The following is an 11,928-nucleotide window of genomic DNA, read 5'->3' as shown; positions in this document are numbered from 1 at the left end:
ACGAGGTATCAATGAGCAACGAACCCGATAAGATAATTTATTCCATGTACCAAGTGACCAAGCGTCACGGGCAAAGGGAAGTATTGAAAAATGTTTCTCTTTCCTATTTCTATGGCGCCAAGATCGGCGTGCTTGGTTTGAACGGTTCTGGTAAGTCTTCCTTGCTGAAGATTTTGGCCGGTGTGGACACCGCTTTTGAAGGTGAAGTACAGGTCAAGGACGGATTTACTGTTGGCTATCTTGAACAGGAACCGCTTCAGCACGAAGAGCGCACAGTTCGTGAAGTGGTTGAAGAAGGTGTTGGCGAAATCATGGATATTATCCGTGAATATAACGAGATCAACGAAAAGTTTGCAGAACCCATGGAAGCCGACGAGATGGATGCTCTCATCGAGAAGCAGGGCAAAGTGCAGGAACTCATGGATGCCAAGGGCGCGTGGGATATTGATTCCAAGCTCGAAATGGCCATGGATTCCTTGCGGTGCCCTCCGGGCGACACATCTGTATCCGTGATTTCTGGTGGTGAAAAACGTCGTGTGGCCTTGTGTCGTCTGTTGCTTCAGTCGCCGGATATTTTGCTGTTGGACGAACCTACCAACCATCTTGATGCAGATTCAGTTGCCTGGTTGGAACAATTTCTGTCCAGCTTCCCAGGCACCGTCATTGCCGTAACTCATGATAGGTATTTTCTCGACAATGTGGCTGGTTGGATTTTGGAACTTGATCGTGGTCGTGGTATTCCTTGGAAGGGCAACTATTCTTCTTGGCTGGATCAGAAACAGAATCGACTTTCTCAGGAAGGCAAGCAGGAAGAGGATCGTCAAAAGACTTTACAACGAGAATTGGAATGGATTCGCATGTCTCCAAAGGGACGTCGGGCCAAGTCCAAGGCGCGTATTAACGCGTATGAATCCATGATCAGCCATGAAAGTGAACGTCTGGCAGATGATCTGCAAATTTACATTCCACCGGGACCGCATCTTGGTAAACAGGTCATCGTGGCTGAGAATGTTTCCAAATCCATGGGCGACAAGTTGCTTATGGAAGATGTGAACTTCATACTGCCTCCCAATGCCATTGTCGGTATTATCGGTCCTAATGGCGCGGGTAAATCCACGTTGTGCAAGATGATTGTAGGCGATGAGCAACCTGACTCAGGCACTATGACTATCGGAGCTACAGTTGAGTTGGCTTATGCCGACCAGAATCGTAACTCTTTGACACCGGGTAAAAGCGTATACGAGATCATCAGCGGTGGGGCCGAGTTTATCAAACTTGGAGACCGTGAAATGAATGCTCGAGCCTATTGCTCCCGTTTCAATTTTGCTGGTCAGGATCAGCAGAAATCTGTTGATATCCTGTCGGGTGGTGAGCGGAATAGAGTCCATATGGCCCAGATGTTGAAATCCGGTGCGAACGTTCTGATTCTTGATGAACCAACCAATGATCTGGACGTAAATACCATGCGTGCTTTGGAAGATGGTCTGGAGAACTTCGCCGGTTGTGTGTTGGTTATCAGCCATGATCGTTGGTTCATGGACCGTGTAGCCACGCATATTCTTGCCTTTGAGGGGGATTCCAAAGTGGTCATGGTGGAAGGGAACTACAGCGACTATGACGCTGACAGGAAAAAGCGTCTCGGCGCGGATGCCAGCCAACCTCATCGTCTTAAGTTTCGTAAACTGACACGGTAAGACTAAGCTCTTATTCCTGCTCGATAAGAACTGTTGACTCGTTTCCGATAGCGGAGCGTCGATCAATGGCCACGGAGTTTCCGGGAATGGTCTTCGCGTATTTTTTTATGTGCGCGGCCCGTTCCCCAATCTCCATGAGCGAGCATTTGCCAAAAACTTCAATGACACCGAGAGAGATGGTAACCAATGGGTATTCCCGTTCTTTACCATCTCTTCCTTTGGCTTTGATCCAGCCTCGTGCCCGATCTTCTGCGCAATAGCATTGGTTAACCAACCGTGCGAAACAGCGGGTAATGGATGTGCATATTCTACTGACAGATTCCGGTGTAGTGATGAGTACAAAGTCATCGCCGCCTATGTGACAGAGTTGGGCATCCTGTGGGGCGTGTTTTTGCATGGCCCATGACATGATGTCCGCCGCCAACTTGATGATTCTGTCACCGTTCTTGAATCCGTAGGTGTCATTGTACACTTTGAAATGATCAAGATCGCCGTATATGATGCTGAAGCTTTCATTTTGCTTAATACGTCGTTCTACTTCCTGTTCAATTGCGACATTTCCTGGCAGGCCGGTTAGAGGGTTGGTCCCCTTGGCCATTTCAACCTGTATCTCAGCCAGTGCGTTTAGGAGAGCCTGAACCGTGACGACTCCGTAGAGTCTTCCTTTTTTGGTGACGATAAGATCATCGTAGGTCTTGAAGTGTTCTCGTTGCATTGCAGAGCGTGCGGCTTGCTCAACGGGGGTCTCCATATCAACCACAAGTGGTTTGTCGTCCATAATCGAAACAATGGACCGTTTGTGGTACAGGGCAATTCCATACTGGGATGAAAGCTGACGGTTAAGGTGATATTCCATGAGAATACCTTTGGGGATGTCATCTTCAACCACGACGATATTGCTGAACTGATTGTTTTTTCTGAAAAATTCATCCACCTGTGAAACTTTGCAGTCCAGCTTCTCGGCATGCGGGGCCTGTGCCAAATCACCGATTGGTCGAGAACAAGTGATGTTGGATGAAATGTCACGGACGGCTTTTAGGTTTTTGCATTCGTCGCTGACCTGTGGTTTGGGATACGTGGGTTTTGCAAGAAAGTACCCTTGGCCGCAGTGAATACCAATATCTTTGAGACAAATTGCCTGTGCTTTGTATTCAATCCCCTCAGCAATAATACGAGAACCGATCTTGTCGGCAAAAGTGACAGTGGTTTCTACCAGTGCGCGTTTTACCGGATCTTTATGGATGTCGTCGATGAGTGATTTATCAAGTTTGATGTAATCCGGCTGAAGTTCAGCAATGAGTGATAATCCTGCATAACCTGCTCCGGCATCGTCCACGGCGATTTGAAAGCCCTGATTGCGGTAATGGTCCAATGCTCGGTAAAAAAGATCAAAGTCTTGAACGCTATGGCGTTCGGTAATCTCGAAAACGATATTATCCGCGGTCAGGTTGGCCTTTTCTAAAAGTTCGAGCGTATGACCGGGAGAGAAAAGAGGGTCGGCCATGGTCTTCGGGTGGATGTTTAAGAAAAGTTTTTGATTATCTGACAATGTACCTATATTTTTGACAGCGGCTTCTCGACAGAGTTTTTCCAAGGCAAAAAGGCGACCAAGTTCTTCAGCCGTTTCAAAAAGCATAAAGGGGGAACGGAACGAAGATCCTTCTGGTCCACGAGCAAGAGCTTCCCAGCCCAAGGTCGTGCTGGTGCGAAAATCATAAATCGGTTGATAATGAGCTGATATCAATTTTTGCGTGAGAATCGTATTGAAACGAGAGCTGATGGAGAGAGCATTCATGTCTAACGGTCGGCTTTCCATGCGTCGAGCGTCTTTGAGAGCTTGTGCGATAATCGTAGTGCAACTATCCTTTTGGTGACATGGTACCGAGGCGAATCCCATTCCAAGATCAATGCCAATGCCCGTATGACGGAGCATTATACCTTCAAGAGCAATACGAGCCTGAACTTTGTATCCGTAAGCAATATCGGCAGGATTGCTGTCTTGCAGGACGAGGAAGGCGGTAACACCAGGACCAACTTTATGAGTCTGGATCGTGGTAGTTTTGTTGTTTTTTGCTGTTTGATACAGGGATGTCCTGAGTTCTTTTTCCAAACGATCGACAAAACCTTGGCCGTACATTTCTCGGAGTGTAAAATACTCTCTGATTGTAATGAGAACCAGCGTTTGAGTATGAATTGTGTCTAAGTTAAAATCTGTCAGTACATACTCAGGGAGTTCCTGGTGCATTGCATCCTCTGTTTTATCTGTAAATAAGGCTTTGATCTTTTCTGGAAGCATGGCGTTTCTCGCATGTTGAGCCTGTGTAGATAAATATGCAGGAATTATAACTAGTAAACGAGTACGGCCAGTGTTTTAAATACACCCTCCGGCAAAATGGGTGTTACCTCCACGTTACAGTGTTGTTATATTTTAGATTTGAAATAAAAAAGGCAGCCTCCGAGGAGACTGCCTTATGCAGAACATATGTGGGTGAAAGTTACCTGTAATAGAGGTTGCGTCCACCAATTGTCAGGAAGGCCTGATGCAAGTTTTTACGAATGTCTTTACGGCTCCACACGCCTTGAATATGACCTCGGGAAAGGCCTTTGTAGCAGTTGTGATAGTCGGGCGGTATTTCGATGCCTGTGGTTTCCTTGATTACGCCGGGGCCTGCAAAGCCCAAACGGGAAGAACGGACTGCGTACTGGTACGGAGAACATCCAAGGAAGGATGCCACTGGACCGGCATACGAATTGGTATCGTACAGTACGATGTATAGGCCTCCTTCTTCGATATATTTGCGTACTGCCATGGTACAGCGGGGCATCTGAATAAGGCCATTAACGCCTTCCTGAATGCGGATACCAGCGGTGCCGTGCACATAGGCGAGGAACGGCTGATGTTTTGTCTGTGCCAGTTCCAGAGCGCGAATGAATTTCTCACCCTCGGCGGCTCCGACGGAACCACCTCGGAAGTTGGCGATCAGTGTGGCACAAGTGACGTTAATCCCTTCAAGGCTGGCATTGAAGGTCATGCAGCTTGATTGCAGGCCAGTCTTTTCTTTAGCTGCGTCCAAGCGTGCCTCGAAGTTAGGGAACTTTGTAGGGTTGCCTGCTGCTATGTCGCGATTGAATTCACGTAGGGAGCCTTTGTCAAAGAGATTATGGAGATACCACTGGTATTCCATCGGGAAGTTGTAACCACAGTGAGGGCAGACACCGGCAAAGTCTGTAAACAGATCTTTGGCCCAGATATCAAGGCAGCCACGCTTCGAGGCATGCGGGCATGTGACTTCTCGGTCTATATTTGCTTGAGGGCTGATGTAGCCGTTGTCACTGGTCACTGCCGGTTCAGTCGCTTGTGTCGTGGACAGGCCGGTCAGTTCCATTTCCTTTTGCTTATCGCCTTCAGCTTTAATGCCCACTTTCTTGAGTGCTGTCTTTACGATGGAATCGACCTTGCCGGTGACGACATGAATTTCGTCAGTCGCTTCTTCCACGATGCGACCGATACGCTGGCGAAAGGGTTTGACCAATCCGTACATGAGAAGGCTTGAGGTGTTGGACACGATACCGGAACTGGTCGCGGTGAGCTTGTCCATCAAGGATCGATTATCTTTGTAAGCATGCTGAGCAAGTTTGCGATATTTTTTGAAGCGCTTGGCGATCAGGCGTTCACGTGCAGTTTCATTAAGGGACCAGCGAACAATGATGTCTGTATGTCTTTTGAAATGGCGCATAGCCATGGCTCGAAACAAACGGACGCCACGCACTCCGAGAGAGACTTCGTCGGTTGCACGGACTATTTGTTCCCGGACCTGCTTGTAGAAGTCGAAATGATCGGCGCGAACACCAAGCGGTGGTTCTTCAATTATTTCATCGATATAACCGTTTTTCAGGTTGTCCTGAGCCGTGATGCGTTGTGCCAGAGCACAAGATTCTATAAGCTCGACCGGGGCTCGTTGAGAGCCTCGGATGCGGCCTTCAATGGCTGCAGCCCCTTCGGGAGAAATGACTGAGTAATATCCATGAGAAAGCATCAGGCGTTTGTCTGCCATACCGATGGCTTCAGCTCCACCGGAACCGCCTTCGGAGAAGATGGCGATAATGGGGACAGGAAGTCCGGCCATCTCATAAATATTCTCAGCAATTTGCTGGGCGGCACCGGGGAAATCCTCAACAGGGTAGGAGCCGGGTGTGTTCACATAGGCGTGGATGGGAATTTGTTCCCGTGCAGCAACCTTCATGTACTTTAAAGCCTTGCTGTTGCCCCAGGGCTTGATTGATCCGCCGTTGCGGAATTCCTCGCCGTGGCCTTTTTCCTGCCCCACGACCATAACCGGCTGATTGATGATTTTTTTGCCACGACGCCGAGTGATGTACGCTCTGGCGATGAGCATGCCGGGATCAATGGAGTGCTCGTCCTGACCACCAATTTCGGTGTAGTTGTCATAGACGTTTTCAAGGATGTCTTTGAGACAGGCTCGTTGAGGATGGCGAACGATACGCACTTTATCCATGGCCGTAAGTTGCGTGTCGATGGCGGATTCCATGGCAATCAATCGAGCATCCAGTGAATCCAGTGCCCGGTTTTTCAATTCTTCGGACAGGTCGCTGTTTTTTTTGGAGAACTCGCTGATTTCCGTGGTAAAGGCATCCAATTCGGGTCGGGGGGCGCCACCAAGGATATCGCGGGCATAGCTGACCCGTTCCAGAAGTCCCTTTAATTTCTTTTCTATATTCATAGTATTAGAATTCAAGCAAATTTTCTGTTTTCTCAATGAGGAAGGGAATGTTGGACTTCATGCCAGCACCGCTTGAGTCCCCGCCGTTGAGTTTCAGGTCGTTCAGGAATTCTAGACCGCGTTTCTTTGCCTCTTCCAAATCCTTACCCCAAATGATGGCCAGAGCCAGGTTTGGGTCATATTCGGTTGGAATTTGGTATGTTCGATCAAGTGGAACATGCGTGTGCATGCTCAACCAGTCACAATCGGTCCATTTCAGTTCTTCGATCTTACCAACCCAGGGAGTAAAACCTTGGGTCGTGTCTTCGGCGATGAGGCGGTATTCAATGCTGACACCGTCAAAGGAGACATCATCCTGCGTATAACCGAGGTCTTCACCAAGACCGATTCGGATTTGTTCACGAACGAGATTGACGTCCTTGTTGCCCTGCGTTGAAGAGATGCAAGCTGAAACGCCATTTTCTACTTGAATACGAGTATTCACTTCCATGAGGAACGGTTCACCGTTGGGAGTCACGATCCATTCCCATGTACCGACGTTGTCGTATTTGATTTCACGAGCGATGGAGAGAGAATATTCAGTAATGTCATCCATCAATTTTTGGGCATCAAAACTATATTGTAGGTCTTCAGGTCTGAATCCAGGGGCGACTTCAATGCGTTTTTGCAGCCCGGGGCTCTGAACTGAGCAATTCCGGGTCCCGAAGTGAACCGGATTGATGCCGGTACGATCTGAAGCGATCTGTACTTCAAGGTGGTTGAAGTTGAACACGCGCTGCTCAATGAGTACACCTTCATCATTGAAGGTACGGAGTGAATAGTTGCGAATTCGACGGTAGGTTTGTCTGAAACGAGCCATGTCTTCGACTTCGTCGATGCCCATACCTCCGCCACCAGCAGATGCCTTGACCAGAACAACTGGACGGGAAATGCCCATTTTCGTTTGGAATTCAAAGAGGCTTTCAGCAATGGCTTCCGCTTCCATTTCATCATATATAGCCCGGTCGGAACCAGGTACAGTGGGAACGCCGATTGTGCGTGCCAGTCGTTTGGTGTTAATCTTGTCGCCCAGGTCGCGGATAACTTCCCATGAGGGACCAATGAAGGTCATGGGGCGGTCACGTTCCACTACGCGTCTGGCAAAACGGTAGTTTTCCGAAAAGAATCCGTATCCTGGATGGACGGCGGTCGCGCCGGATTCGTCGGCTACGGAAAGAATGTCTCCTGCATCCAAGTAATTGTGGATGCGGTAAAGTGATTTCTCACCGCCCAGCCTTTTGGCGACGTCAATGTGGCCGGACTGGGAGTCTTCTTCCGTATATAGGGCGACAAACGGAACGCCTAGTTCGGAACATGCTTCCATGATTCGAACAGCTATTTCGCCCCTGTTGGCAATGAGTACTTTATTTCCCTGAATGCTCACGGTTTGCTTATCTCTTGTTTAGAGTAAATGGGAGGTGCTTTAGTTAACGGTTCTTTACGGTTCTGGCAAATTTTTCACTTTCATTTTAAATGTATTATTACAAGATGTTATTATGAAACAGTTGTTTTAATTGTTGAAGTGGATTTTTTACTAAAAAATGTGTAGAAAGTCTGATCAACCCCCAAAAGAGGCGTTTTATTGTCATAATTGTTAATGTTATGAATTCTGGGCGCAGAGGAGTCAAGCATGAATTACGTTATTGTAGGAAACGGCGTTTCCGCCATCGGTGCCATTGAAGGTATTCGTCAACATGATACTACAGGGGCCATCATCGTAATTAGTGATGAAGCTGTGCCGACATATGGACGTCCGCTGATTTCCTATTACCTTTCAGATAAGATCAAATTCGAAACACTGCCATTCCGTCCAGAAGAATTTTATAAAAATAACGGGATTGAAATGCGACTTGGGTCAAGGGTTCTGTCCATTGATACCAAGGGAAAAGTCTTGACTTTGGACAGTGGTGACACCGTTCCTTATGGCAAGCTACTGATTGCAACCGGTGGAACCCCGGTCAAGCTGAATTTGCCCGGAATTGATGGACCAGGTGTGCACAATTTTACAACCGTAGCACACGCGGAAACACTCAAGGAGTTGGTGGACAAGGTCAAGAAAGTAGTTGTCATTGGCGCTGGTCTGATCGCCTTGAAAGCGGCCGAAGGTTTTGCCGAGAAGGGTGTTGAAGTAACTATTGTTGTCCGTTCCCGCATCATGCGTACCTATTTTGATGAGACTGCCGGGGAGTTGATCGTCGATCATCTTGAAAAGAATGGCATCAGATTTATGCAGGGTACAGACACCAAGGGAATTGTTCGCTACAGTGATGGTACCATCAAGGGTGTGGAAACAGACAAAGGTCTTGTTGACGCCGATGTGGTTATTGTGGCTGCCGGTGTTCGTCCGAATATGGGACTGGCTGCACAGGCTGGATTGACTACAAATCAGGGTATTCGGGTGAATGATTATCTCGCGACCAGTGATCCTGACGTGTTCGCTGCAGGTGATGTGGCCGAGGCAAAAGATTTGCTGACCGGTGAATATACAGTACGTCCCATTTGGCCCAACGCATACACGCAGGGGCGATATGCCGGTTTGAACATGGCCGGGACGAATTCTCCATACACTGGAGGCATGTCAATGAACTCCATCACATATTATGGTTTGCCAACTATTTCCGTTGGAGAGACGAACCTCGCTGACGAAGATGGGTTTGAGACAACTATTCATTTGGATCGGAAAGATTCCATTTACCGGAAGCTTATTTTTAAAGGTAATGTGCTGGCTGGTTGTATTTTAATTGGTGATATTGATGCTGCCGGTTTTTATACCAGTTTCATTAAAAATGGTTTTGAGTTGGATGAAACCGGCAAAGAGAGACTCATGGAAGGTGATCCGTCTCCTGCTTTGTGGCCCGATAGTTTTATTGAAGCCATGATGAACAATCCCTAAATTTAAAAATGATATAAATAAGAAAAGGGCCGCTTTATGCGGCCCTTTTCTATTTGGTCTTGTGATTGAATACAACGTCCCAATTTGAATCTGGTGGTGTCTCAATCAAATGGTTACATCGGTTAATGTAAAGATCATATAGTAATGGTTCTTTGTCCGTTTCCTTGAGTTTCAGAAACATGTCTTTTGCTTTTTCAAAATCCATATCCGTATAAGCCTCATGGGCTTTTTCATAAAGAGCAAGTTCTTCCTTACGCTCTTGAGCTTCTTTTTGCCTGTATATCGTATAAATAGTGACGGGTTCTTTTTTGCCTTTGACCCGAACCTTATCGAGTATGCGACAGTAATATCCTTCTCTACAGGCGTTGATTACAGTTTGACTAACCACGAGTTTTTGGCCGTAATATTTGGTGAGACCTTCAAGTCGTGAAGCCAGATTTACATTGTCACCGATGAGTGTGTAATCGAACAAATCTGCGGACCCCATGTTTCCGACGCGTACAGGGCCGGAGTGAATACCAATGCCCACAGCGATGGTAAATCCATATTTTTCAATGAATTCTTCATTCAGTTTGTCCAATCGATCCAGTTGATTCAGTGCGGCAATTAATGCTTTATCCTGATGATTTTTCACATCCAGCGGTGCGTTCCAAAATGCCATAACAGCGTCGCCGATGAACTTGTCCAGTGTTCCCTCATTTTCTGTGATGATTCGAGTCATGGGTGTCAGGTAGTCGTGTAAAAGATCTGTCACTTGTGTCGGAGAAAGCTTTTCCGAAAGTGATGTGAAATTACGAACGTCTGAAAATTGAATGGTCATATCTTTTTCCTGACCTTCCAGAGACAAGGCGTCCGGATCATCCATGATTTGAGAAATAACGGATGGCGCTAGATAGTGGGCGAACGCGCCGTGGATGAATTTCTTGGCATGTTCTTCTCGCCAGAATTTAAGAATGGTCAAAGAAGCAAATGTTACAGCCAAGGTAAGGTAAGAATACATAGGAGATATGAAATAGCTTTGTTCTTTGTAAAGGATAATAGATCCATACCACATGGCATAGCTTAGGCCTATTAACGGCAGTACAATCCAGGAGGCGCGGGCCCACATGAGGAGGAATGTGGTGACAAGCCCAGCGAGAATCATACCGGAAAATTCAACCCCTTTTGTCCAATCCGGGATGGAAATGAATTGTTTTGACAAAATATTATCGATGATAGTTGCATGTGTTTCCACCCCGGGTGCACCGGGATCAAGTGGAGTAGGGCGTAAATCTTTCAGTCCTGAAGCTGAAGTGCCTATTAGCGCAATTCGACCCTGGAGGGCTCCGTTAGGAAGTTTTCTGTCGAGCACGTCAGCGGCACTTATGTATTCAAATGTTTTCATTGTACCGCGATAGTTAATCAGCATTCGTCCATGGTAGTCTGTGGGGATGACCATTCCTTTAAGTTTGATGGATTCCACGCCCAATGAGGACATTTTCAAAATCATGCTGTCTATGCCAGTCGCTTGCATGAGCGACGCCAGCGCCAAACTCGGATAGAGTTTCCCTTTGCAACTGAAGAGGAGTGGTACTCGTCTGTAAACGGAATCCGCATCAGGAGAAATGGTGATGAATCCGCATCGAGCGGCAGCTTTTGCCAGAATAGGAATGGGGCAGATCATGTCCTTTGCTTTGGGAAGTGCGTCAAGTGGTGACATGGAGCCGGGAGGGGCAAGAATTGCGACCTTGGCAGGTTTGACTGAACATTCTTGTCTCTCTGGAGACCTTTCTGTTTGTTTTTTTCCCCCTGCTATAAAATCAATGCCGAGAATGAAGGGACCGGTTTTGAGATTGGCTGCCAATAATGCATCATAGTCGTCGAAATCGGCGGGTAGTCCTTTGAAGCCTATATTAAGATCTAAATCTCTTTTTACATCTTTTCTGATATTTATGGGAGACGTACGGTCCGGTTCAACGAAGATTATATCTGAAGCAATGGCTACTGCACCGTATGCCTGAAGATATTTCATAAGCATAGCTACACGATATCTTGGCCAGGGCCATTGGCCCTTTTCAGCCAAACTTTTTTCATCAAGGTCGATGATAACAGGGATATTGGTAGAAACAGGTCCGTGATATTCTTTAATATAATGGTCATATACCTTTAATTCAAGCAAATAGAGGAACTGTGGCTGGCTTAAAAAGAGAAAGACCATGACAACGGTTATGCTCATGCCTGCACCGAGGAGAATGAGCTGGTCTTTTTTAAATGCATTTTTAAGAAATGATGGCATGGGGTCCCCGAGAAAAGTTTATTTCATGATAATAAGTTTGGTAATGAACTATTATTTCATGACAATTTATCATTGAATTACTTTTTTTCCGAGAATTTTTATATATGCTGAGAAAAAATATATTAACTGTCTAATATGATTGAAATAAGTATGTCTACCATGCGTTCAACAACGTGTGTTGTCTGTGAGTTGTCGATACAATAGCTGGTTCGGCATACTTAATATTTTTTCATGAAAAGTGTTGCCACCAAATTGACTGACAGGCTATATTACAGCAATTGAAAA

At 46.7% G+C, this 11,928-nt stretch carries 6 protein-coding genes; 2 read left to right on the top strand and 4 right to left on the bottom strand.

What is annotated here, in order from left to right:
• The first annotated feature begins 11 nt into the window (after positions 1–11).
• Positions 12–1,694: an energy-dependent translational throttle protein EttA gene (gene ettA, locus SYK_RS03845; protein WP_281762287.1), complete on the top strand. Its 1,683-nt coding sequence runs from the start codon at positions 12–14 to the stop codon at positions 1,692–1,694.
• Between the two features lie 10 nt (positions 1,695–1,704).
• Here the strand turns inward: ettA and SYK_RS03840 are convergent, their stop codons facing one another.
• From SYK_RS03840 to SYK_RS03830, 3 genes are all read right to left on the bottom strand, one after another.
• Positions 1,705–3,939 carry a GGDEF domain-containing protein gene (locus SYK_RS03840; RefSeq protein WP_281762286.1) on the bottom strand — a complete coding sequence of 745 codons (2,235 nt, stop codon included), beginning with the start codon at positions 3,937–3,939 and terminating at the stop codon, positions 1,705–1,707.
• Between the two features lie 250 nt (positions 3,940–4,189).
• Positions 4,190–6,436 (bottom strand): carboxyl transferase domain-containing protein, encoded by a 2,247-nt coding sequence (locus SYK_RS03835; protein WP_281762285.1) that lies wholly within the window; start codon positions 6,434–6,436, stop codon positions 4,190–4,192.
• A 4-nt stretch (positions 6,437–6,440) separates the two neighbouring features.
• Positions 6,441–7,859 carry a biotin carboxylase N-terminal domain-containing protein gene (locus SYK_RS03830; protein WP_281762284.1) on the bottom strand — a complete coding sequence of 473 codons (1,419 nt, stop codon included), beginning with the start codon at positions 7,857–7,859 and terminating at the stop codon, positions 6,441–6,443.
• Positions 7,860–8,105: 246 nt separating this feature from the next.
• Between SYK_RS03830 and SYK_RS03825 the strand changes: the two genes are divergently transcribed.
• Entirely contained in the window at positions 8,106–9,368 is a 1,263-nt protein-coding gene (locus tag SYK_RS03825; protein WP_281762283.1) for an NAD(P)/FAD-dependent oxidoreductase, read from the top strand.
• 49 nt (positions 9,369–9,417) lie between these two features.
• Here SYK_RS03825 and SYK_RS03820 read toward each other — a convergent pair whose 3' ends face one another.
• Positions 9,418–11,643 carry a CHASE2 domain-containing protein gene (locus SYK_RS03820; RefSeq protein ID WP_281762282.1) on the bottom strand — a complete coding sequence of 742 codons (2,226 nt, stop codon included), beginning with the start codon at positions 11,641–11,643 and terminating at the stop codon, positions 9,418–9,420.
• Positions 11,644–11,928: the final 285 nt, after the last annotated feature.

Origin of the sequence: Pseudodesulfovibrio nedwellii (assembly GCF_027923765.1) — a bacterium.
Classification (GTDB): Bacteria; Desulfobacterota; Desulfovibrionia; order Desulfovibrionales; family Desulfovibrionaceae; genus Pseudodesulfovibrio; species Pseudodesulfovibrio nedwellii.
The sequence above is the reverse complement of the archived record's forward strand: the minus strand, read 5'-3'. Positions and strand labels throughout refer to the sequence as shown.